We start from the raw sequence: 24,015 nt of genomic DNA on the forward strand, positions 1-24,015 counted from the left end.
CGAAGTTGGTCTCCAGTCCCCAAAGTGCCACCAGATACTGCGGACGCACGCCGAATTCGGCGTGAACCCGATCCAACAGCGCGCGGTGGGTTTGCATCATCGCCTGGCCGGTTTTAATGCGTTCTTCGGTGACGCTGCGCTGCAAGTAGTACCAAAAGGTGTAGATGAATTCGGATTGCCCCCCGCGATCTTTTTCCAGTACGTGTTGGCGCTGTTGAACGTTGGAAAAAGTGCTCTCCAGGGTGGATGGCGAGATCCCGCGCTGTTCGGCTTGTTGCCGCAAATCGGCAAGGCAGGTGTCGAACGACACATGGTCGGCGAACAGCGGGGGTGCAAATAGAATGGTGGACAAAAATCCGAACAGTGGGGTAAGCCGGAAACGGGGGGACATCAACAGGCTCCAATCCGCAAGTGGTGTATGGCCGGTGCCTTGGGTAGGGTCATTATAACGATGGCGCAGCCGGGTCGGAATCGGTTTGCCGCGACTGTGATTCCATGCGGAGTGCCTCAAGCAATCCTTGGTCGGCATGGCCGTCTGCCGGTAAGCCGGCCTGTTGTTGGAAAGCGCGGATGGCGGCCCGCGTTTTGGGACCCAAGCGACCGTCCGGTTCGCCACTGTCAAAGCCCAGGGCCGTCAGTTGGCGTTGAATGGTTTCCATCTCCGAAATTCTCAGCGCCTTCTCTTCGGGGGGCCGCTGCGCTAACTCGCCGCCGCCGACGATGCGGTCTGCCAAATGTCCTACCGCCAGCGCGTAGGAAATCGATGCGTTCCAGCGCATGATGACCCGGAAGTTGTCATAGACGATAAACGCCGGCCCCCGGTGACCTGCCGGTACGAGGATGGAACCTTGCAGGTCGCTGTTGGCCAAGGGGCGGCCATCGGCCCGAGTGATACCCAGGGCCTTCCACTCCGTCACAGACTTGCGCGTGCTCAAGCCGGATTCCGCCCAGGGGAAATCCGCTGGTAATCTAACCTCCCGGCCCCACCGTTCTCCCGGTTGCCAACCGATGATTCGCAAGAAGTTCGCAGAAGACGCGAAAACGTCCGGCAGGCTGTTCCAAAGATCAATCTGACCATCGCCGTTGCCATCCACCGCATGTGCGCGGTAGGTCGAAGGTATGAATTGGGTATGCCCCATGGCGCCTGCCCATGATCCCCTCATGGCGTCCAGTTCGATGGCTTGTGAATCCAGAATGTGTAAAGCGTGGATAAACTCGTGGCCGAAAAATTCACTGCGACGCGTGTCACAGGCCAGCGTGGCCAGCGAGTCGAGTACGGGCAGTTTGCCGAAGTAACCGCCGTAGTTCGTCTCCAGACCCCAAAAGGCCACAAGATAGCGGGGCGGTACGCCGTAACTTCGGTAGACGTCCGCCAGCTGCGCTTGGTGCTGGGCCAGTTTGTCCCGGCCGGTGTCGATCCGCTTGGGACTGACGGCACGATCCAGGTAGCTCTGAAAGCTGGAGACGAATTCCGGTTGCTTGCGATCCAGCTCGATGATGCGCTCGTTGCGCTCGATGCTGGGAAACGCCGCTTCCACGGTTTGGGCCGAGACGCCATCGGCCAGCGCGCGGCCACGTAACTCGCTTAGGCAGTCATCAAACGGCAACGGCTCGGTTGTTGAGTTGGAAGTGATACCAAGCGCCGGTGTCAGCACACCGAAGATGCAGGCACAGGCGTATACGCGTGATCGGCGGCTGATGGCTCTCATGGGGCTAGTTATCCACGACCCGTTCATCGGTTAGTTAAGCGTTTGCAGATTATAACTGTTCGCGTGGATTTGCCATCGCTCGGGTTCGGTCGATGGGTGCGCCGCAGATGCTGATGTTTGTAAGGGCGGGTTAATGGTCAATCCCCCACAGGGAGTTACCGAAATCCCTGTGGGGGAGGTGACACTTACGAATCAAGCGCGTGGCAATTGACCTCCGCTATGCGGTTAGATCAGCGATGCCGCATGGGCCGGCCGTGTCACGCGTTTTTTCATTCGGCTAGATCTTTCTCTCGCGGCCTTCCCAGTACTTGTCGCGCAGGAAGCGCTTGTAGAGCTTGCCGGTGTCCAGGCGGGGAAGTTCGTCGATGAAATCGATGGAGCGGGGCAGTTTGTATTTGGCCAGGCGCTCCTTGCAGAAATCCAGCAGCTCTTCTTTTAAAGCTTCGCTTTCTTCGACACCGGCTTTGAGTTGGACGACGGCTTTGACTTCCTCACCCCACTCGTCGTTGGGGATGCCGAACACGGCCACATCCGAGACTTTCGGGTGCTCGATCATGGTTTTTTCCACTTCAGCCGGGTAGATGTTGACGCCACCGGAAATGATGAGGTCTTTGGCCCGGTCGCAGAGAAACAGCCAACCGTCCTCATCCAGCATGCCGATGTCGCCCACGGTGAAGAGGCCGCCGCGGAAACTTTCCGCCGTTTTATCCGGCGCTTTGTGATACTCGAAGGTGCCCACCATAGAGGACATATACACATGGCCGGGTTCGTTCGGTCCCAGTTCGTTACCGTTGTCGTCGAAGATTTTTACTTGCGAGCCGGGCCAGGGTTTGCCGCAGGTTCCGGGCTTCTCGAGCCAGTCTGCCGACGTGGCCAGAGTGCCGCCACCTTCGGTCGCGCCGTAGTATTCGAACAGCACAGGGCCCCACCATTCGATCATTTTGCGTTTGGTTTCCGGGTTGATGGGCGCGGCGCCGTGAATGATGCACTGCACACTGGAGACGTCGTACTTGCTGCGTACCGCTTCAGGTAGATGCAACAGGCGCTCGAACATGGTGGGGACCATATGACTGACGGTAACCTTGTATTGGTCGATCAGACGCAGGGTTTCTTCAGCATCCCACTTGTCCATCAGCACCATGGTATGGCCCAAATGCATCGAGGCCGTACCGAAACCGCCGGGTGCGGCGTGATACAGCGGCCCGGTAACCAAATGCGTGCCTTCACCTGCCTGCAGCTTAAACAGGGCACCCAGCATGCCGGCCATGGTGGCGACCACGTCCGGATTACCTTCCTGCAGCTCCCGTTTCACACCTTTGGGTCGCCCGGTGGTGCCCGAGGTGTAGAGCATCAGCGTGCCGGCCTTGCGGTCTGCCGGCGCTTCGCTGCTGTGCTTGGCCAGTAAGTCATCGTAGGATTGAAATCCGGGGATCTCACCGCCGACCGAAAAACAGTAGGCAGGGTCGTAGTTGAGCTCTTGAACGGCCTTTTGGGCAGCTTCCGCGTGGCGCGCATGGGCGATAAATACTTTCGCCTCGCAGTTATCCACAATGTAGGCGACTTCCGGCCCCGTGAGATGATAGTTAATCGGTGTCATATAGAGACCGATTTGGTTAATGGCTAGAAAGCACTCGATCCATGCCGGATCGTTGTGCATGAGAATGGCGATATGGTCACGGAATCCCAGCCCCATTTCGCGAAATGCATTGGACAATCTGTTGGCGCGATCGTCCACTTCCTGGTAGGTATATTCCCGGCCGTCCGCTGATACCAAGGCGATTCGCTCGGGATGTTGTTTGGCGATTGCCCAAAAACCGGTCTTGATAGACATTGTGCTCCTCCATGTTGACAGGCACTTTTTTTTGAGCCGGCAAATTGAGTTATTTGTTGAGTGTTCGGCTCAGTTTGTGTTCAGCGATATACTGCGATTCTCTAAGATGCCGCCCTCGACAAGTCGATAGCTTACCGTACTTGAACTGTTGTTCAATCGCGAATTGGCCGAGCCTTGGCGATTGGGCCGTTTCGCGGGTTTTGATCCAGATCAAGGACCGTCGGCGAAGGCGTACGTAATATTTTTCATAATTGGGGTTCCAGGGAAGAGGCGTTGGGGGGCTCGCTGGGCCACCTCATCGCGAACAAACTCAATGCGACATCTATTCACCCGCCTGAGTGTCGATCATCGGCGCATTGGCGACATTCTCGATTTGTTGGAACTCGAATTGGTGAAGCGCCAACAGGGTGACGACATGGAGATGTCGTTATTGCAGCAGTCGATTGGCTATTACGACGAGTACATGCACCGCTTCCATCACCCCACCGAAGACGTGATTTATCAACACGCCGTGCGTATTGACCAGGAACTCCAACCGTTGGTGGATGGGCTGCGGGTTGAACACGATCGTATGCGCGTGGCCACGCGTCGCCTTCTAGAGGAAATCGACGAGCAAGAAGTCCGGGCCGATCCTTCGCCAACGGTTCTCATTGCCGATTTGCGAAATTTTGTTTACATGGAGCGTCGCCATGTGAATTTTGAGGAAAAGACGGTCTTTCCCATGCTGCAAGAAACGCTGGAGTTCATTGACTGGGCGGCGGTTGAGCGGCAACTGCCCGATGTCGACGATCCGCTATGCGGCGATTCGGCCAGCGACAGATACCACGCCCTGAGTCAAATTCTGACCTCGCGAAATTAGCCTGTTCACCGACGGCTTGAAAATCCGCTGTTGTATCCCCATCTGATGTGGTTGGTTATGAACGACGAGCCGAAACGTTCCCTTTTTGGCTCGGCTTAGGAGTGAGTGAATGTCGGAGACCAACGATCATCAAACCGAAACGCTCGGTTTTCAAACCGAAGTGAAGCAAATGCTGCACCTGATGGTGCATTCCCTTTATTCCAATAAAGAGATTTTTTTGAGAGAGCTGATTTCCAACGCGGCAGACGCGGCGGATAAGCTTCGGTTCGCGGCGTTGTCCGACGATTCGCTTTATGAGAGTGACCCGGACCTGCGCATTCGGGTGGATTTCGATGCCGAACAGGGCGTGATCCGCGTGGCCGACAATGGCATCGGCATGACGCGTCAGGAGGTCATCGAGAATCTCGGGACCATCGCCCGCTCGGGTACGGCTCAGTTTCTCGCCCAACTTGGCGATGATCAAAAACGCAACGCGCAGCTGATCGGGCAATTCGGCGTCGGATTTTATTCGGCCTTTATCGTTGCCGATCGGGTTGAGGTCTTCAGCCGCCGAGCCGGTGCGCTGCGGAGCGAAGGGGTGCATTGGGCGTCCACGGGTGAAGGCGATTATACCGTCAGCACTATCGACCGGCCGCAGCGGGGCACCACGGTCGAGCTTCACCTCAAACCGGCCGAGCGAGAATTTGCCGACCCTTACCGTTTGAGACACCTCGTTCGGACATACTCGGATCACATTTCTGTTCCGGTGTTGATGCCGCGGGAAAACGAGCCGGAAGAAGAGGCCACCGAGACCGTGGGTTCCGACGGCGCGTATGAGAGCGTCAACCAAGCGACGGCGCTGTGGGTTCGAGACCGCAATGAGATCACCGAGGACGAATACAAGGCGTTCTATCAACATGTAGCCCACGACTTTCAGGATCCGCTGTTGTGGAGTCACAATCGCGTCGAAGGGAATCTGGAATACACCACTTTGCTATACGTTCCGGCCCGCGCGCCTTTCGATCTGTGGCAGCGAGACGGCAAGCGCGGTTTAAAGCTCTACGTCCAGCGGGTGTTCATCATGGACGGTGCGGAGCAGTTCTTGCCCAGCTACCTGCGCTTTGTTCGCGGTGTGGTGGATTCGAACGACCTTTCGCTGAACGTCTCGCGGGAGATGTTGCAGCAGGATCCGGCCATCGATTCCATGCGCAAGGCGATATCCAAGCGCGTGCTCGACATGCTGGAGCGGCTGGCGAAGGACGATCCCGAGGCGTATAGCAACTTCTATCGCGAGTTTGGCGAGGTGCTCAAGGAGGGGCCAGCCGAAGATCCCGCGAACGCGACCCGGGTTGCCCAACTGCTTCGGTTTTCCTCGACCTTCGACGCCAGCGCCGAGAAGAAGCGGTCCTTGGCGGACTATCTTGCCGCCATGCCGGAAGGTCAGGAAACAATCTACTATCTGGTTGCCGATAGTTTTACGAATGCGCAATCCTCGCCCCACTTGGAAGTTCTTCGTGCCAAAGGTATCGAGGTCCTGCTCTTGCACGACCGCATCGATGAGTGGTTGATGACGCATTTGCGCGACTATGAAGGCAAATCCTTCCAGGATGTGACCAAAGGCGAGCTGGATCTTGGTCAGATGGGTGAGGCTGAGCCTACCGATGCCGACGACGCTTCAGAACAAACCCATAAAGAATTGATCGACCGGGTTCAGCAGGTCGTCGGGGAGCGGGTCAAAGCGGTTCGTGTCAGCAAGCGCCTGACCGAATCGCCCGCTTGTCTGGTGCTGGATGAGCACGATATGGGGCGTCAAATGCGTGAGCTGCTCAAAGCTGGTGGCCAGACGCTGCCGGAAATGCCGCCCATTTTGGAGCTGAACCCGAGCCACCCCCTGGTGGGCCAGCTCGAAGCCACGTCGGACGAGGGTCGGTTCGAAGATTTGGCCCTGGTGCTTTTCGATCAAGCTCGGCTGGCGTCTGGCGAGCAACTTGCAGACCCGGCCGCGTACGTGAGACGCTTAAACCATCTGCTACTGAATCTGATGCGGTAACGCACGCTGGCCAGACGTTGAGCGTCTGGCCAGCCTCTCCAGGCCCTCGGATCCATGATTTCCAACCGTTGGAAGCGTGCATGGATGAGTTGACAAGACACGAGCATCCACTCCCTGAGCTCGGCAATGAACACGCCTTGTTTTTGGACGTCGACGGTACGCTGGTCGATCTGGCAGCGCATCCCGATGCGGTGGTGCTGCAACATGACATGGTCACTGTTCTAAGCTTGGCCGAACGCCTGTTAGGCGGTGCTTTGGCCTTGGTCAGCGGGCGCTCCATTCGTGATGTCGACCGGTTGGTCGCGCCATTGGTTTTGCCTGTCGCGGGGCAGCATGGGGCGGAGCGGCGCGATATCGCGCGGCGGTATATTCATCAAGACAGCATGGTTGCCGCGTTGGATCCTTTCCGAGAGGCGCTCGCTGAGCTTCACCGCGCCTTGCCGCCGTTATTCATCGAAGACAAAGGCATGAGCATCGCCGTGCATTACCGCAATGCGCCCGATCTGGCGGATCGTGTTCGCGCGGAGATCGACCGTTTGATGGCTCACAGCGGGATTGGGTTGGCAGTGCAGGCCGGCAAGATGGTTCTTGAGATTAAACACGCAGGCCATCACAAAGGCACCGCGATAGGCGAATTTCTGGGGGAACGTCCATTCGCAGGTCGCCAGCCGGTGTTCGTCGGTGATGATGTGACGGACGAAGACGGTTTTCGAGTAGTCAACGAGCGCGGCGGGATCTCTGTCAAAGTGGGCGAAGGACCAACCCAAGCCCACCTCCGCGCCACCGGGCCGGACCAAATACGGCATTGGTTACGTGAGCAAGTGGCACGTATCGATCAGTCTTAGGAGCAACAACAAGATGAACCTGGATCTGGCGATCATTGGCAATTGCAGTTACGGTGCGCTGGTCGATTCCACCGGAGATGTGGTTTGGGCCTGTATGCCGCGATTCGACAGCGAACCGGTTTTTTGTTCCCTGTTGCAGGGCAGTGAGGATGAGGGGCGTCTGGCGCGCTTTTCGATTGATCTGGTCGATGCCGCCCATAGCAAACAGCGTTATCTCGGCAACACTGCGATTCTGATAACCACCCTTCATGATTCCCACGGGGGTGCGATTGAACTTATTGATTTCGCGCCCCGCTTCAAGCATTACGGCCGCACGTTCCGTCCCATGCAACTGGTCCGAATCGTGCGGCCCGTTGCCGGAAGTCCGCGGGTTCGGATTCGTGTTCGTCCGTCGTTCGACTACGGCCAAACGCCGCCGACCTTGACCCACGGCAGCAACCACATCCGTTACGTTGGCCCGAAAAACGTTTTACGGCTAACCACCGATGGTTCGGTGACCGCGATCGTCGACGAGCGGCCGTTTATTCTGGAGCATGAGCTCACCATGATTCTCGGACCCGATGAGCCGGTCACCGAGGCATTGCCGGAGTTGGGGCGTCGATTTTTCGAGCAGACCAAAACCTACTGGGAGGAATGGGTGCGTTTTCTCGCCGTACCCTTCGAGTGGCAGGAAGAGGTCATCCGGGCGGCCATCACGCTGAAGCTCAACGCCTATGAAGATACGGGGGCCATCATCGCCGCCGTCACCACATCGATTCCCGAGGCACCTCATACCGAACGCAACTGGGATTACCGGTACTGCTGGATCCGGGATGGCTATTTCGTGGTGAATGCGCTCAGTCGGTTGGGTGCCACCCGGACCATGGAAGATTATGTCGACTATATTTTGAATGTGGTGGCGGAATCTTCCGACGATGGATTGCGGCCTGTCTATCGGATCAATGGCAAGGATGATTTGGAAGAATCCATCGTTGCCGAATTGCCGGGATATCGCGACATGGGACCGGTGCGGATCGGAAACGAGGCGTATCTACAAGTCCAAAACGATGTTTACGGATCCGCGGTACGGGCTGCCGCGCATATCTTTTTCGACGAACGAATTGGGCGTACCGGCGACACCGCGCTGTTTCAGCGCCTGGAGTGGTTGGGCGAGCAAGCCGTGCGGGTCTACGACAAGCCGGATGCCGGCTTGTGGGAGTTCCGAGGCCGCAACCAAGTGCATACGTTCTCGGCGGTGATGTGTTGGTCCGCTTGTCGTTGCCTGGCGCGCATTGCCCGGCGTTTAGGCCTGCACGAGCGGGCCAGCTACTGGAGCGGACATGCCGAGCAAATGGCGAACGTGATCGATGCCAATGCTTGGGATGCCCAGCGGCAAACGTATGTGGCCAGTTTCGGTGGCAAGGACTTGGATGCCAGTTTATTGTTACTGTACGAGTTAGGCTATCTTTCCGGCGATGACCCTCGCCTGGCCAGTACGGTCGCGGCCATTGAGAAGGATCTCGGGCGGGGGCGATTCCTGTTCCGCTATGTGCAAGAAGACGATTTCGGGACCCCGAGCACTGCGTTTACCACGTGCACGTATTGGTACATCGACACTTTGGCCGCACTGGGACGGCATGCCGAGGCGCGCGAACTGTTCGAAAACTTGTTGGCGTGCCGGAATCACGTGGGGTTGTTGTCGGAAGATGTCGATCCTGCCAGTCACGAACTCTGGGGTAATTTTCCACAAACCTACAGCATGGTCGGTCTCATCAATTCGGCGATGCGATTGAGTAAAGGCTGGGAGGATGCGTTTTGAGTCGATTGGTGGTGGTCTCCAACCGGGTAGCCTTGCCTGGCAAGGGCGGTGGTTCGCAAGGCGGGCTTGCCGTGGGATTGTTGGGCGCCCTTCGGGAGTCCGGTGGCCTGTGGTTCGGTTGGGACGGCACGGTAGGACACGCCTCGGTGGCCGCCGAGCCTCACGTATTCAAAGACTCCGGCGTGACCTACGCCACGCTGGGTTTGTCCGCGACGGATTACCAAGACTACTACGCCGGTTTCGCCAACCGTATGCTCTGGCCGTTGTTCCACTACCGGCTCAATTTCATTCGCTCTCGTCGTCGCGACTTGGAAGGCTACTGGCGGGTCAACCGTCTCTTTGCGCGTAAGCTACTCCCGCTGTTGAAATCCGGTGACATTACCTGGGTTCACGATTACCACCTCATGCCTTTCGGCGAGGCGTTGCGCGAGGCCGGCGTCGACGGATCGATCGGTTTCTTTTTGCATATTCCGTTTCCGGCTTGGGATGTCTTGCGTGCGCTACCCGGCCACCAGGCGATCCTCCACGCGTTGAGTGCCTACAATCTGGTGGGTTTTCAATCCGATATCGACCGACAGAACTACCTGGAATGCCTTCGCCTGAGTGGTGTGGCGGATGTCCGGGGCGATGAGGTGATTTATCCCAACGGCCGATCCAATCGGGTTGGTGTGTTTCCTATCGGTGTGGACGTGGAAGACGTCGCGCGTGTCGCGGGGGAAGGTCGGGCGTCGATGCCTGGTCAGCGCTTACGTAACAGTCTCGGCGGGCGTCGTCTCATCATTGGCGTCGATCGCTTGGATTACAGCAAAGGATTACCCGAGCGTTTCGATGCCTACGAAGGTCTGCTCGAACGCTATCCGGCTCGGCGCCGGGACGTGACGTTTTTGCAGATCGCGCCGCCATCGCGAACCGACGTACCCGAATACAGAGAAATTCGCCAGATTCTCGAAGGCGCTGCGGGGCATATCAACGGTCGTTTCGCCGAGTACGACTGGGTGCCGCTGCGCTACCTGAACAAGGGTTTTCGGCGGCTGACGATTTTGGGATTCCTGTCGGTTTCCGACGTGGGTCTGGTGACCCCTATGCGCGATGGGATGAACCTGGTGGCGAAAGAATTTGTCGCCTCCCAGAATGCCGAAAACCCCGGTGCGTTGGTGCTCTCCTATCTTGCGGGCGCCGCGCAGGAACTGAGCAGCGCCGTTCTGGTCAACCCCTACGACATCGATGATGTGACCGAAGGTTTGGAGCGGGCTTTGGCCATGCCCCGGAGCGAACGGCAAGAGCGTTGGCACCACATGATGTCCGTGTTAAGGCGCTACGACATCCATGCTTGGCGAGCCTCCTTCATCGACGCGCTTGGCCAGCGGGGTGGCGCCGCGCCGAAGCGGATCCCGACGGATGCAACGACCCTATGACATCCGATGTGCGCTTCTTGCTGGCCGATGTTGGTGGGACCAACAGCCGCTTTGCTCTTGCTGACGAACAGGGCCGCATCTTTGAGCCGCGGAACTTTCTCAACAAGGATTTTCCAGACCTTTATTCCGTCATCAAACGCTATCTTGAAGGTTTGTCCGAACGGTACGAGTTGTCCATCGGCGCCTTCGCTGTGGCCGGTCCCATTCGATCGGACGGCAGCATTCATATGACCAATCTGGGGTGGGATATCGATCCGGCGGTATTGGCTCGCACCTTGGGCTTGCAGCGGATTGACCTGCTCAACGACTTTACGGCGTTGGCCTGGTCTATGCCTGTGCTCTCCGACGAGGATTTCGTGATTATCGGGCCGCGGCGAACCGTTGCCCCGGGGCCGCTCGCGATATTGGGGCCGGGCACCGGCTTGGGTGTATCCGGATTGTTGCCTCATGGCGACGGTTGGTGCGCCATCAGCGGTGAGGGTGGGCACGTCACGCTGGCACCGGCGGACCGAGCAGAGGCCGATGTCATCGAACGGCTGCGTCCGCAATGGGGGCACGTATCGGCTGAGCGGTTGGTCTCCGGTCCGGGTTTGGTGGCGATGTATCGCCTTCTAGCCGCAGATGACAACGGACCGCCCTGTGACACGCCGCGCGAAGTGACGTTGGCTGCCACCACCGGTAATGCCATTGCCGCACGGGTTCTGGAGATGTTTTTCTCGTTCCTTGGCAATGTGACGGGCAATCTTGCGCTGACATTGGGAGCCCAAGGTGGGGTCTATCTGGCGGGCGGCATCCTTCCGCAGATGGTGCCGTTGTTACAGGCGTCGTGTTTTCGCGCGCGGTTCGTCGACAAAGGCCGGTATCGCGATTATCTCGATGCGATTCCCACCTATGTGGTGACCAGCCCGACCGCGGCTTTTCAGGGACTGCATAATTACAGCCGCACCCGCCAAATTATCTCGACCTAATCAGGTCGTTCGGTCTTTGCCTACCCTCAAGGCTTTTTGATGATCCGGCCCATGAACTACCATGGGATATTAGAATGATCTAAAATAAGAGGGCGTTACTGCGCTGAATTGGCTACTATGAGCGTTTGTAAATGGAACGCTAAGGCAATCAAAGGCGAACAGATTGATGAATACGAGCCCCGACTACACGAATCAGCAAGGGCCCGGGTCGCTGGACGGGATCGATCCGCAAATAATGCAAACGCATGCGGGGCAGGCGGCGCGTTTACTCAAAGCGTTATCCAACGAACACCGTTTGATGATTTTGTGTAATTTGCTCGGTGCGGAACTCTCGGTGGGGGCGCTGTTGCAGCGCGTGCCGCTGAGTCAGTCGGCCTTATCACAGCATCTGGCCGTATTACGCACCGATGGGCTGGTGAAAACCCGCCGCGAATCGCAAACGATTTATTACTCTCTGAAGGGCAATCAGGCCACGCGGGTCCTGGAACTGCTGCACGATATGTACTGTGCGCCTCAGAGATCGAGCTAGCGCGCTTAATGTTTTTGCCAAAATAGAAAGCCGGCATATCGCCGGCTTTCTATTTGGAACGATGGTGGGCGGTACTGGGATTGAACCAGTGACCCCTGCCGTGTGAAGGCAGTGCTCTCCCGCTGAGCTAACCGCCCCGGATAAGAGCGGATTCTAAGTCGCCACGTACCATGGGTCAATTGGGCGCTGGCTTTGTTAGAATCGGCCCGTTTCGGATTCGCTCAGGCGCGGTCGATGTTCTTGGCCGCGAACCGAATCGGATAACACCACTCAAACCGGCGGAATTGAATAACCCATGACAGTGAAAACGCGCTTCGCGCCCAGCCCCACCGGACACCTGCACATCGGTGGCGCTCGAACAGCTCTCTTTTCTTGGTTGCATGCCAAGCAACACCAAGGTCACTTCGTGTTGCGCATCGAGGACACCGATCGCGAACGTTCGATGCAGGAATATGTCGATGCGATCCTGGAAGGCATGGCGTGGCTCGGTTTGGATCACGACGAGGGGCCGTTCTATCAGACTCAACGGTTCGATCGTTATCAGGCCGTGATCGATCAGTTGTTGGCTGAAGGCAAGGCGTATCGTTGTTATTGTTCCAAAGCGCGTTTGGAAGCACTGCGTGAAACGCAAATGCGCGACAAACAAAAACCCCGCTACGACGGCCATTGCCGGGATCTCACGGAACCGCCTAACGAGAACCCACCCGTGATTCGGTTTCGTAACCCGCTGTCCGGCCAGGTCCAGGTCAACGACCTGATTCGTGGCACCGTGGTTTTCGACAATCGCGAGCTGGACGATCTCATTATTGCCCGCAGCGACGGCACGCCGACCTATAACCTGACGGTGGTGGTGGATGATGCCGATATGGGCATTACCCACGTGATTCGTGGCGACGACCATCTCAACAACACCCCGAGACAAATCAACATTCTCGAGGCGATGGGTTATCAGGCCCCGGCCTATGCCCATGTGCCGATGATCCTGGGCGCGGACGGGAAGCGGCTGTCGAAGCGGCACGGGGCGGTTAGTGTGTTGCAGTACCGGGATGAGGGATACTTGCCCGATGCGCTCTTGAACTATCTGGTTCGCTTGGGGTGGGCTCATGGCGATCAGGAAGTATTCAGTCGCGAAGAAATGCGGGATCTATTCAAGATCGAGGAGGTCAACCGCGCCGCTTCGACATTCAATCCCGACAAGTTGTTATGGCTCAATCAGCATTATCTGAAAAACGCCGATTCGAGTTATGTCGCCCGACATTTGCAGTGGCATATGGCGCGACTGGGCGTGGATGTGAGCCAAGGGCCGCCGCTGAGCGAGGTGGTGGTGGCATTGCGAGAGCGCAGCAAGACGCTGGTCGAAATGGCCGTCGGTGCGCGTTTCTTTTATGAGAATTTCGCTGAGTACGAACCCAAGGCGGCGCGTAAAAACCTCACCGCGGAAGCGGGCCCCGTATTGCAGGCTCTGGCGGCGCATCTTGAAGAAGTGGCGCACTGGGATGCCGAGACGATCCACCGCGTGGTTGAAGGTTTGGCCGAGACCCGGGAACTCAAGCTTGGCAAGGTAGCGCAACCCCTGCGCGTCGCCGTCAGTGGCACGTCGGTCTCGCCACCCATTGATGTCACCCTGGCTTTGCTGGGAAAGGCCACCACGCTTGATCGATTGCAGCGGGCGATCGCGTTCATCGAACGGGGGGAGTGAATGGCCGCGCGGTGGCGGCGGGGCAAGGTGGTCGCTATGATCGAGTCAAACAGCCTGAGGCGTAATTGATGCTGCGACACCTGTTTTTCTTCCTTGCTCTGGGTATTTTCTTTGGGCCCGTTTACGGTAGTGACGATACCGGATCGTTGTACGGTGCCGCAGTCGTGCTCGACGTCGAAGGCCCCATCGGCCCGGCGACCAGTGACTATGTGAGCCGATCTTTTGCCCGGGCCAGGGAAGAGTCCGCCGCTTTAATGATCCTTCGAATGGACACGCCCGGTGGTCTGGATACCGCCATGCGGGAGATTATTCAGGACATTCTCGCCTCCCCCATTCCCGTTGTTACGTTCGTCTCACCCGGCGGCGCGCGTGCCGCCAGCGCCGGCACGTATATCCTGCTGGCCAGTCATATTGCCGCTATGGCGCCCGGCACTAACGTGGGCGCCGCCACGCCCGTGCAACTGGCCGGACCGGGTATTCCGGGTGAGCAAAGTGATCCGGATGCGCCCAATGATGAAGGCGTTGCGGGCCAGGGCGAGCCCGCGCAATCCGATCCTGCGGGCCCTGAATCTTCTCCGCTCACTGATCCGATGGCGCACAAAATGCAAAATGACGCCGTCGCTTACATTAGAGGGCTGGCAGACATACACGGGCGCAACGCCGAATGGGCGGAGAAAGCCGTACGGGAAGCCGCCAGTCTGCCGGCTGCCGATGCGCTTGCGCAGAATGTGATTGATGTGATCGCCCAAGATTTGCCGGAGCTACTCAAGGCCATCGACGGGCGCGAGGTCATGGTTCAAGGGAAGTCCGTGTTGCTGAGCACATCCGCCTTGCCGGTTGTCACCTTGCTGCCAGACTGGCGCACCCGCTTGCTGGCCGTGATTACCAATCCGAATGTGGCTTACATTCTGATGTTGATCGGGGTTTACGGGCTCATTTTGGAGTTCTATAACCCCGGTGGTTTTGTGCCCGGTATTGTGGGTGCGATTTGTCTGCTGCTCGCTTTATTCGCCTTTCAGGCGCTGCCCATTAGTTACGCCGGGGCGGGGTTGATTCTGCTGGGCATCCTGTTGATGGTTGCCGAAGCTGTGGTTCCGAGTTTCGGGGCGTTGGGTATCGGCGGCGCCGTGGCATTCATCATCGGCTCGGTCATGCTGATTCAGACCGACGTGCCCGGTTTCGGTATTTCCCCGGCATTGATTGGTGCGGTTGGTTTGGTTACCGCGATCCTGTTCGTGTTGTTGATTGGCGTGTTGGCGCGGTCTCGGCATCGCCCGCTCGCGAGCGGGGACGAAAGCTTGCTGGATGAGCGATGCGAAGTGATCGAAGATTTTCAGGGCCAGGGACAGGTTCGCATTCACAGCGAGATCTGGTCGGCCCGATGCGCATCCCCTGTACGCCGGGGACAACGCGTCCGCGTGATAGGCCGGGAAGGCTTAGTGTTACTCATTGAACCCTTACAATCACCGTCTGCGGGGAGCTCTAAATGACCGGTTATACGCTGCTGTTTCTTCTAGGCCTTGTACTGGTTTTACTATTCAGTTCGGTCCGAATTTTAAGGGAATACGAGCGTGGCGTGATTTTCATGCTGGGCCGTTTTTGGAAGGTTAAAGGGCCCGGACTGATTCTGGTCATTCCCATCATTCAACAAATGGTTCGCGTGGAACTTCGAACCATTGTCATGGACGTACCGACGCAAGATGTCATCTCTCGAGACAACGTCTCGGTCAAGGTGAACGCCGTGGTGTATTTCCGGGTGGTGGATCCGGAAAAGGCCATCATCCAAGTGGAAAACTACTACGACGCGACCAGCCAATTGGCTCAGACAACCTTGCGTTCCGTATTGGGCCAGCACGAGCTCGATGAAATGCTGGCGGAGCGCGAGAAACTCAACAGCGATATTCAAAAAGTACTGGATGAGCAAACGGACGCTTGGGGCGTCAAGGTTTCGAACGTCGAGATCAAGCATGTGGATCTCGACGAGAGCATGATTCGCGCCATTGCCCAGCAGGCCGAGGCCGAGCGTGCAAGGCGGGCCAAGATTATTCATGCCGAAGGCGAGCAGCAAGCGTCCGAGAAATTGGTCGAGGCGGCCAGAATCCTCGCAGAGCAGCCCCAAGCCCTACAACTGAGGTACTTGGAGAGCATGGTTGCCGCGGCCGGGCAACAAAACTCAACTGTTATCTTCCCTCTGCCGATAGATTTGTTGAAGCCCCTTATCGGTCAGGCTGGAGAGACGGGAAAAACGCCCTAACAGGGTTCACGCGGTCGCCATAGACAAGGGCGCTACGGCGCCCTTTTTTGTGGGAGATCGGAGCGAGTGGGTCGAACGCCTTGCGGCTTCGTAAGTGCCCGATGCGAAGCCGGAATAACGAAACAAGTCGATATAGAAACTTGATGATGCCGAAACCTCCAAATTGGCTCCGACAAAAATGGGTCATGCCGGCTTTGCTCTCGGTTGTCATTCTGGTCGGGGCATTGACAGGCTATTTCGAACGGCTGGAACAAGCCGTCTACGATAATGCCGTGGCCCTAAGCTACCGGAGTCCGAATGCCACGCGAGATGTCGTTCTGATTGAGGTCGACGCTGAAGCGTTGATGTCGGCCAATGCGACCGACACCGGGTTTCGCGGCCAGCTGGTCACGCTCCTGGAGCGCTTGCAAGACGAAGGGGCTGCCGGAATCGGGGTTTTTCTGCCGTTAAAGTACTCGCGCTCGGTACCCGCGTGGTATCGGGAGCTTCGCGAGGCCTTCGAAGCCAGTCGATTGGCCAAGGTGGATCGTACTGCTTGGCATCAGTTGAATGAGATGCTCAAGCGTGGCCAACAAACGTTCAATACCGATGATCGCCTGGAAAAAAGCATGGCCCGACTGGGGCGCGTGCTGTTGCCGTTTCATATGGGAGACGCGATTTACAATGCCGACCCTCAACCGGCGGCGCCCCCCGATCTTGTTGTTCACGCCTTAGGTCGCGTCAATGGCGCCGCTGCGCCGACGAATACCGGTTATCTGCTGGACTTCCTGGTCGACGCCGCGGTCAATCACGAGCGGATCGCTTGGCCCGAATTGCCCGCTTCGGAATTTTCTCGAGTGGCGGCCGGCTTGGGCTACCGCGATGTTTATCCCGATGACGACGGCGTGATCAGATCCCATCCCCTGGCCATCGGGTATGATCAGAATTACTATCCTTCGATCCATCTTTTGCTGGCTGCTTGGGGCTTGTCTTTGAGCCCGGAATCGCTACGGGTCAGTCCCGATGAAGGGGTTTATCTGGGGGAGCGATTTATCGAAACCGACCAGGCGTTACGTGTCCTGGCTGGATTTCACCGAATCAAGGGGCGCGATACGTTCAGCCGCTACTCCATTCGTGATGTCTTGGAAGAGTCGTCAGCCAGCGGGCGTTTCAGCGGTAAATTGGCCTTGATTGGGTATAAGGACACCTTGGCAAGTTCGAGTTATGTGACGCCCACCGACCATTCCGTATCCGAATTGGAATTGCACGCCAACTTGGTCGTGAGTTTGATGACGGCCGATTACTATCTCAAACCGTCCTGGCAATCGACCGCACGTTGGTTGGCCGTGGCGTTGGCCACGATACTGGCGGTGGCTATGTTCTGGATGCCGACGACCCTTGCCGCAATCATGGGCGGGGTCATCGGGATAGTTTTGATCGGCGCAGAATATTACCTGATGTTTTCCCCACGGCTATGGGTTCCGTTGAGCGCGCCGGCGTCAATCGTATTCATTGTCGGCATCGGCCTGTTCGTTTTCCGTCGTTGGTCCGAGCATAAAGCGGTTCGGGAAGCCGGTACGCAACTCGGAGACCGTGAACAGGGGCTCATGTACCAAAATCGAGGCCAGTTCGACCGAGCTCTAGAGCATTTCAAGAAATTGCCGCCCAACGCCTCCACGCTGGCCATTCTTTACAAGCTTGCGGCCGACCTGGAGCGCCGAGGAAACGATCTGCTCGCCATCGACGCATATGATCACATCCTCGCTTTTGATGGGCGGTACCGGGATGTCACGCGCCGTCGGGATCTATTGGGTCAACGGCAGCACAAAACCCCGCCAAAGCCGAATAAACCGGCACCCAGACCCGTGGACGACCGAGACCGGCGTGCCGCGACGGCTACCACCGGCAAGGTGCGCAAAGCCGCCAAAGATGTGCAAGACCAAACCTTGGGGCGATACAACATCGAAGGGCACTTGGGGCGCGGCGCCATGGGTGCGGTCTACCGAGGGCGGGATCCTCATATCAATCGCGTCGTGGCGATCAAGACGCTGGATCTACAAGAAGAATTCGAAGCCAATGAGATTGCGCAGGTCCGTGATCGGTTCTTTCACGAGGCGGAAGTCGCCGGTCGGCTCAATCATCCGAATATCGTCACCATCTACGATGTTGGACAAGACGATGGGCTCGCTTACATCGCGATGGAGTTGATCGACGGTCACGACATGCGCCGATATACGAAAAAAAATCAATTGTTGCCGGTCAATCGGGTCATGGAAATCGCTGCGCAGATTGCCGATGCGCTGGATTACGCCCATCGTCAAGGGGTGGTGCACCGGGACATCAAGCCCAGCAACGTGATGTTGGACAAAAAGGGACGCACCGTAAAAGTGGCCGACTTCGGAATTGCGAGAATCGGCGGCAGCAGTCGGACGCGCACCGGGACCGTGCTCGGGACACCGCCTTATATGTCACCGGAACAACTTTCCGGGCGGCAGCTGGATGGTCGATCGGATATTTTTTCGCTGGGTGTGGTGGTCTTCGAGTTGTTAGCCGGCCGGCGTCCATTCGAGGGCGACAGCGTCGCGACCCTCATGGTTCGCATTGCCAACGACCCGCATCCGAATGTCATGGGCTTGCGTGGCGGCGTGCCGGTGTGCTTGCGCAATGTGATCGATAAAGCGCTGCAGAAAGATCCGGCCAAGCGTTTTCAAACAGCGGCAGCGATGCGTCTGGCTTTGCTGCGCTGTATCGAGAATAATTACACTGGAACGGGTGCTCGAGGGCGTTGATCGCTCGAGAATCGGGGAGTTTACTCAGTACACCCTTGACAAGAACCGGTCGCTTTCTTAAAGTTGCGGCCTTCGCATTCGGGGCCATAGCTCAGCTGGGAGAGCGCTTGCATGGCATGCAAGAGGTCGGCGGTTCGATCCCGCCTGGCTCCACCAAAGATCGCAGTGTCGCGCTGCGGCGTGGCAACTTAAGTTTGCTGCGTCCCCATCGTCTAGAGGCCAAGGACACCGCCCTTTCACGGCGGCGACCGGGGTTCGAATCCCCGTGGGGACGCCATTACCAGCCAAGCCCTGACCCATGGTCAGGGCTTTTTTTATCCTGAATCTGCAATGAATCCATATCGGGGTTAAGTTTTGATTCTGGGGCCCCTGAAGCGTCGTGCGGTACGCTAGCGCCGGGTTTTCCGGTGCGACCTGAGTAGCGGCTTTCCCTTGATGATTCAATTCACCCGGGTGTGGCTTATTTTCAATATTTCGCCACTGTAAGATCTTACAGGTGACACTGACGGTGGGCTTTGGCAATTTGGGAACCGTTGCAGGGGAAGTGGGTGTGCTCTCGGTTTTAGCTTCACTTCCTGTTACAGCGGGGCAACCGTGCGTATTTGACCTGTCTACGCTTTCCCCCAAGAGCTGGACGGTCTGACCGATGCGACGACCTGATGCACGTGGTTGCTCTTGGGATCATTGGCGAGGATTTTGGAATACGGATATTTTTGGCAATGGTGAACCCGCATGCCTCCCCAAGGACGCGGGCCCTTTCCCCAAGGGGCAGCTTATCCCATGACACCAGGCCGTCCGATTCCTCATACAGTTAGGTTCCCCGACCCGACAATCGCTATGGTCCATGCTGACAGGGTGCGATAGCTTCGGTAGAACCGATTGCGAATTCACCTCTTCCTCTGCAACATCCATCAATTTCCTTCTATCATTTGTCCCCGGATCACCAGCTCGCGATTAACATCCGAGGCCAGTGATTCTCAAGGATGGGCTATCTCGTCCGATTTAGTGTTTCGATTATTTGACGGTTGTCAGCTAACTCCGTGGCGGGGCTTTTGTTAGGTGGTGCGAGTTGCTTGTGGGATGCAGAGAGCGAGAGCTCTGACGGGGATCGTTTTCTTTGTTTTGGCTTTTTTGGGCGGATTACCCCGGATTGCCGAGGCCGGCGAAATCTGGTTGCTGGTCGATACGTCTGAGTTCCGTTTGCAGGTCATGGATGGTGATCGGCCCGTGGCGACCTTCTCAGATGTGGCTATCGGACGTAACGGCGTGACTGCGGGAAAACATGCGCAGGATGCGAAAACACCCTTGGGTGAGTTCCGTGTCGCGTCACTCAAACCCAGCCAAGCGTTCCACTTTTTCGTCGGTTTGAACTATCCGAATGAAGCGCACGCGCGGCAGGCCTTTGATGATTTTCGGTTGACGCCACGGCAGTATCACCGGATCGTCACGGCGATTCGCAAAGGCCAAACACCTCCTCAGGAAACGCCCATTGGCGGGTACATCGGGATCCATGGGGTGGGGGAGGGTGACGCTCAGATCCACCGGCGATTCAATTGGACCCAGGGGTGCGTCGCGTTAACCAATAGCCAGATCGATATCCTCCGATCCTGGATCAAATTGGGCACTCGTGTCGTCATTCGCTGATTGTCCGTTTTTCAGTCGACGACTTCCAAACGACCTCGATGCTGTTTGATTTCGGCCAGCCTCGGGTTCTAGCGGGGCCTTGCAAAACGGTCAGGAAAGCCACACACTTTGTGCCGTGCACCCCTCGGTAGGGCGCTGACGATCCGCGTGTATGACTGTTTCAAAGTGAACTAAGGAGATCTAGATGGTTGCCAAGTATGCAGCACCTTTGGTCATGGTTTTAGCCCTTTCTGGTGGGTTGGCGGGGTGCGCCAGCACTGCCGAGACGATGAGTGATGACGATCTGGCTGCGTTGACCGAAGCGGTGAAGAATGCAGAAGCGGCCGCGATGGAGGCCAAGAACGAGGCTACCAAGGCTGCTCAGATGGCTGCTGAAGCTAAGCAAGCTGCCGCCGACGCCCAAGCGACCGCCAATGCGACCGACGAAAAACTGAATCGCGCGTTTAAAAAGTCCATGTATAAATAAACGCGATCTGTCACCCGCTGACAGGTTATGACGATTGATTGCCGCTGGCAGAGCTCTTTGGAGAGGCCAGCGGCAATTTCGTTTTTGCGGTGGTAATAAAGCCTGTAAGGGGCGGGGATGGTGTTTCGTTAGAAAATCGACGCGCGGCTGCTGCTATCCACGCTGGGCGCCGTTACGGAAATCACAATCGGAATCCCGCTGCGATCTTCTACTGCTTGTCTGACTCTCCCCCAGCTCACGGTGGTGGGGCGTCCGGCGGTTGCCTTGAGTACCACCGTCACCGCATGGTCATACAGGGACCGATCCGGCGAGTCGCTCTCTTCCAGCGGTGGGTGTACCTCGATAAAAAGTTGCTCTGCTGCCCAACCGGCTTTCACCGGCTGATTGACCAATTGAACGGGTGTGTTGACATCCACCCAGCGAAACAGTTGCTCAATGTCTTCCGGATACATACGAACGCAACCGTGTGTGACCCGCATTCCGACGCCGTAAGGTCGATTTGTGCCATGGATGAGGTAGCCGGGCACGCCTAAACGAAGTGCGTGTTGCCCCAGTGGGTTGTTTGGTCCTGCCGGGACCACGTCCGGTACCGTTTCTCCGCGGGCGGCAGCCTCCGCCTTGATGGACGCCGGAGGATGCCAGGCAGGATCTTTCACTTTTTGAATGATACGCGTCTGACCCAGCGGAGTCGCCCAGTCCATCCGGCCGATGCTGACCGGATAGGTGTAGACCGAAGGAACGTCTTGTTTGGTGTTCTTGGGAAAATAATACAAGCGCATTTCCGGGATGTTGAGCACAATCCCGCGGCGCTCCGCGTCCGGAAGAACATAGCGTGAAGGCAGAATGACCGTTCGACCTTCCCCGGGCAGCCAGCGGTCCGTGTCGGGATTGGCGATGACGATCTCATCGTGTCCCAGGCTGTATCTCCGGGCGATATCCAACAGTGTGTCTTCTTGGCGAGAGGGTAGCTCGAAGACTTCACCAATCAGGTCGGTATCAACCGGCGGTAGCGGATAGCTCTGTGCTTGTACCTGAGAGGTGGTGCTACCGACCAGGGTGAGGAAGGTCACCAGTTTGGAGAAACGAAGCGCCCTCATCATTGGATTGATATGTTTCCCATTCATACGTTTTCGGCGATTACGCCATGCCGGTCATTAAGGAGTTGTCAGCGTATCACGAACATCGAGGCGGCGAAGAGGGGCAGCGGCGCCTCGGGAGTTTGTCGGTTGTCACGGAGCTGCCGATGCCAAGGGGAAATCGGCTCAGGCGCGCAACACGCGAAACGCGAACATCTTCAAGTAAGCCGTTTCGCGGATCGCCGGATGAATGGGATGATCGGGGGCCTGACCGCCCTGCTCGATCAGTTGCAGCGAGCGATCCACATGACGCGCCGCAGCTTGCACCAAGCTCAACAGTTCCTCGGTTGCCATATGATAGGAACAAGAGCCAGTCCACAAAAAGCCACCGGGTTTGATGACTTGCAATGCGTGCTGATTCAGTCGGCGGTAGGCTTCCATGCCGGCTTTGAGATCCTTTCGCCGTTTGATGAATGCCGGCGGATCGAGGATCACCACGTCGAATAGGCGGCGTTCCTGGCGATGCTGTTTCAGCACGTCGAATGCGTTGCCTACCTGAGTTTCGATCGAGAGGCCGTTGGCGTTGGCATTGGTTTCCAGCTGCGAAATCGCTGTCTTGGAGCTGTCGACACAAGTGACTTCTGTTGCCCCGTGTCGTTTTGCGGCAATGCCCCAGGCGCCGACGTAGGAAAACATGTCCAGTACCGTGGCGTTTCGGACATAAGGTGCCAAGCGTGAACGGGTTGCGGCTTGGTCGAAGAACCATCCGGTTTTCTGACCGGTGCGTGGGGTGATGAGAAAGCGGTTGTTCCCTTCTAAAACCTCGATTTCATCTGGAACACTACCGATCGTTTCGACGTAGCTGTCGAGTCCTTCCATTTGCCGAAGTGGGCTGTCGTTCCGTAACACCATCCCGCGTGGCTCAAGCAGTTGTCCGAGTGCTTCCAGGATGGGTTCTTTTAGGTGCTCCGAGCCAGCAGTGGTCAGCTGAACCACCAAATAGTCACCGTAACGGTCGACCACCAAGCCTGGAAGGCCGTCAGATTCCCCATAGACGAGTCGGTAATACGGCGAGGAATAAAACCGCTCCCGCAGCGACAGGGCGGTCTGTAGGCGGTCCAGGAAAAATGCCCGATTCGGCCGCCGGATATCATCGCGGCACAGGAGTCGCGCGCAGATCAACGAGTGCGGGTTGGCATAGGCCGTGCCCAAACTTTGGCCGTTTGACGCCCGGACCTGAACCAGCTGACCGGCCGTGAGGTCCGACAGCGGCGAGCGGGCGGTATCGACTTCGTTACTGTAGATCCACAGGTGGCCGGCACGCAGCCGTTTTTCTTCGCGCTTTTTCAACCAGAGCGGCGCAAGCGACTGGGGATCGGGGGATGCGGTCATATCCGATAGGGTCATACAAATGCCTTGGCGGGATCGGGGCGAGCTATGGCTCGGAGACGAGACGATAGCGGAAATGCTAAGCCTTATTTTCGGGCCCTGAGAAACTCCTGGCCGTGGCACTTGGGGCAAGGCGGGATGTGTCCGGCTTTCTGAAAACGCAGGGTTTGTCCGCAAGCGCTGCAGGCCAGCGTCCCCGGCCCGGTGATTTCTCCGGTGTGGTAGTAGCGCGTCCGTTCGGCTTGTTCTTGAAGCGAAAGCAATTCCAGGTCGGTTTGGTCGGCCGCTTTCATCAGCCATTCCAAGAGACGATCTTCGACCAGCTCCAAATCGAATTTCAGCCAATCGCGGATGTCGCCGCCCGTGCGAGCGAAATATTCACCCGCATCTTCCACGTCGCGCTGAACGTAATCGGCGATCAGTTCTGATTCTTCTCGGCTAAGTTCACCGAGTTCCTCCGCCCGCTCCCTGGCGGCTTTTAGGGCGTGGGTCAAGCGCGGGGTGAGCTTGTCATCCAGCTCATCCAAGGTGTGACGGACCCGCTCAAGCATGGTTTCGTACGCTTGCTCCAGGCGTTCCGTGAGAGAAGCTGCCTTGTTCGGCGGCGTTTGGTCGTCTTGGCCCATAGCGATTCTCCATCTCGGAAGTACGGATTATTTCAATTCGAAGCGTGAATATCCACTGCCTCGATGCTTTGTTGAGCGGTTCACGGCGGCTACGGTATGCTTCCCGCTTT

The 24,015-nt window shown here is 57.4% G+C and carries 19 protein-coding genes and 3 tRNA genes; 15 read left to right on the top strand and 7 right to left on the bottom strand.

Annotated features, from left to right (window positions below; all coding sequences use genetic code 11):
- The 3 genes from SVU69_08230 to SVU69_08240 all read right to left on the bottom strand — a co-directional run.
- Nucleotides 1-391 (bottom strand): lytic murein transglycosylase (locus tag SVU69_08230; protein ID MDY6942989.1); only part of this gene is annotated, 391 nt, incomplete at its 3' end.
- Between the two features lie 52 nt (nucleotides 392-443).
- The gene (locus SVU69_08235; GenBank protein MDY6942990.1) at nucleotides 444-1,709 is read right to left on the bottom strand and encodes a lytic murein transglycosylase; all 1,266 of its coding nucleotides are present in this window, start codon (nucleotides 1,707-1,709) and stop codon (nucleotides 444-446) included.
- A 277-nt stretch (nucleotides 1,710-1,986) separates the two neighbouring features.
- A complete protein-coding gene (locus SVU69_08240) occupies nucleotides 1,987-3,540 on the bottom strand; it encodes an acyl-CoA synthetase (GenBank protein MDY6942991.1) in 1,554 nt (517 codons plus the stop codon).
- Between the two features lie 313 nt (nucleotides 3,541-3,853).
- Between SVU69_08240 and SVU69_08245 the strand changes: the two genes are divergently transcribed.
- The 7 genes from SVU69_08245 to SVU69_08275 all read left to right on the top strand — a co-directional run bounded on the left by SVU69_08245 (nucleotide 3,854) and on the right by SVU69_08275 (nucleotide 11,983).
- Nucleotides 3,854-4,399, top strand: a complete 546-nt coding sequence (locus tag SVU69_08245; GenBank protein ID MDY6942992.1) for a hemerythrin domain-containing protein — start codon at nucleotides 3,854-3,856, stop codon at nucleotides 4,397-4,399.
- A 109-nt stretch (nucleotides 4,400-4,508) separates the two neighbouring features.
- Nucleotides 4,509-6,428 (top strand): molecular chaperone HtpG, encoded by a 1,920-nt coding sequence (htpG, locus tag SVU69_08250; protein ID MDY6942993.1) that lies wholly within the window; start codon nucleotides 4,509-4,511, stop codon nucleotides 6,426-6,428.
- Nucleotides 6,429-6,508: 80 nt separating this feature from the next.
- Nucleotides 6,509-7,273: a trehalose-phosphatase gene (gene otsB / locus SVU69_08255; protein MDY6942994.1), complete on the top strand. Its 765-nt coding sequence runs from the start codon at nucleotides 6,509-6,511 to the stop codon at nucleotides 7,271-7,273.
- A 13-nt stretch (nucleotides 7,274-7,286) separates the two neighbouring features.
- Nucleotides 7,287-9,071, top strand: a complete 1,785-nt coding sequence (locus SVU69_08260; protein MDY6942995.1) for a glycoside hydrolase family 15 protein — start codon at nucleotides 7,287-7,289, stop codon at nucleotides 9,069-9,071.
- Nucleotides 9,068-10,486 (top strand): trehalose-6-phosphate synthase, encoded by a 1,419-nt coding sequence (locus SVU69_08265; protein MDY6942996.1) that lies wholly within the window; start codon nucleotides 9,068-9,070, stop codon nucleotides 10,484-10,486. Before SVU69_08260 ends, SVU69_08265 begins: the two co-directional genes overlap by 4 nt.
- On the top strand, nucleotides 10,483-11,454 hold the full coding sequence (gene glk, locus SVU69_08270) for a glucokinase (protein ID MDY6942997.1): 972 nt from the start codon (nucleotides 10,483-10,485) through the stop codon (nucleotides 11,452-11,454). Before SVU69_08265 ends, glk begins: the two co-directional genes overlap by 4 nt.
- Nucleotides 11,455-11,689: 235 nt before the next feature.
- On the top strand, nucleotides 11,690-11,983 hold the full coding sequence (locus SVU69_08275) for a metalloregulator ArsR/SmtB family transcription factor (protein MDY6942998.1): 294 nt from the start codon (nucleotides 11,690-11,692) through the stop codon (nucleotides 11,981-11,983).
- Between the two features lie 62 nt (nucleotides 11,984-12,045).
- Here the strand turns inward: SVU69_08275 and SVU69_08280 are convergent.
- Nucleotides 12,046-12,120, bottom strand: a tRNA-Val gene (locus SVU69_08280).
- 158 nt (nucleotides 12,121-12,278) lie between these two features.
- Between SVU69_08280 and gltX the strand changes: the two genes are divergently transcribed.
- The 8 genes from gltX to SVU69_08320 all read left to right on the top strand — a co-directional run bounded on the left by gltX (nucleotide 12,279) and on the right by SVU69_08320 (nucleotide 20,814).
- Complete coding sequence (gene gltX / locus SVU69_08285; GenBank protein MDY6942999.1) at nucleotides 12,279-13,682, top strand: glutamate--tRNA ligase; 1,404 nt, start codon at nucleotides 12,279-12,281, stop codon at nucleotides 13,680-13,682.
- Nucleotides 13,683-13,750: 68 nt separating this feature from the next.
- Entirely contained in the window at nucleotides 13,751-15,172 is a 1,422-nt protein-coding gene (locus SVU69_08290) for a nodulation protein NfeD (protein MDY6943000.1), read from the top strand.
- Nucleotides 15,169-15,936, top strand: a complete 768-nt coding sequence (locus SVU69_08295; protein ID MDY6943001.1) for a slipin family protein — start codon at nucleotides 15,169-15,171, stop codon at nucleotides 15,934-15,936. Before SVU69_08290 ends, SVU69_08295 begins: the two co-directional genes overlap by 4 nt.
- A 185-nt stretch (nucleotides 15,937-16,121) precedes the next feature.
- Nucleotides 16,122-18,704, top strand: a complete 2,583-nt coding sequence (locus SVU69_08300; GenBank protein ID MDY6943002.1) for a serine/threonine-protein kinase — start codon at nucleotides 16,122-16,124, stop codon at nucleotides 18,702-18,704.
- An 80-nt stretch (nucleotides 18,705-18,784) separates the two neighbouring features.
- Nucleotides 18,785-18,860 (top strand) — tRNA-Ala (locus tag SVU69_08305).
- A gap of 45 nt (nucleotides 18,861-18,905) precedes the next feature.
- Nucleotides 18,906-18,981, top strand: a tRNA-Glu gene (locus SVU69_08310).
- 803 nt (nucleotides 18,982-19,784) lie between these two features.
- Nucleotides 19,785-20,348 carry a L,D-transpeptidase gene (locus SVU69_08315; protein MDY6943003.1) on the top strand — a complete coding sequence of 188 codons (564 nt, stop codon included), beginning with the start codon at nucleotides 19,785-19,787 and terminating at the stop codon, nucleotides 20,346-20,348.
- Nucleotides 20,349-20,532: 184 nt separating this feature from the next.
- Nucleotides 20,533-20,814 carry an Lpp/OprI family alanine-zipper lipoprotein gene (locus SVU69_08320; protein ID MDY6943004.1) on the top strand — a complete coding sequence of 94 codons (282 nt, stop codon included), beginning with the start codon at nucleotides 20,533-20,535 and terminating at the stop codon, nucleotides 20,812-20,814.
- 128 nt (nucleotides 20,815-20,942) lie between these two features.
- Here the strand turns inward: SVU69_08320 and SVU69_08325 are convergent, their stop codons facing one another.
- The 3 genes from SVU69_08325 to SVU69_08335 form a co-directional block, all read right to left on the bottom strand.
- Nucleotides 20,943-21,938, bottom strand: a complete 996-nt coding sequence (locus tag SVU69_08325) for a L,D-transpeptidase family protein (GenBank protein ID MDY6943005.1) — start codon at nucleotides 21,936-21,938, stop codon at nucleotides 20,943-20,945.
- Nucleotides 21,939-22,076: 138 nt separating this feature from the next.
- Nucleotides 22,077-23,297, bottom strand: coding sequence for a class I SAM-dependent rRNA methyltransferase (locus SVU69_08330; GenBank protein MDY6943006.1), 1,221 nt, complete (start codon nucleotides 23,295-23,297; stop codon nucleotides 22,077-22,079).
- A gap of 68 nt (nucleotides 23,298-23,365) precedes the next feature.
- Nucleotides 23,366-23,905, bottom strand: a complete 540-nt coding sequence (locus SVU69_08335; GenBank protein ID MDY6943007.1) for a zinc ribbon-containing protein — start codon at nucleotides 23,903-23,905, stop codon at nucleotides 23,366-23,368.
- Nucleotides 23,906-24,015 lie beyond the last annotated feature (110 nt).

The sequence above is a fragment of the Pseudomonadota bacterium genome (assembly GCA_034189865.1).
GTDB lineage: Bacteria > Pseudomonadota > Gammaproteobacteria > UBA5335 > UBA5335 > JAXHTV01.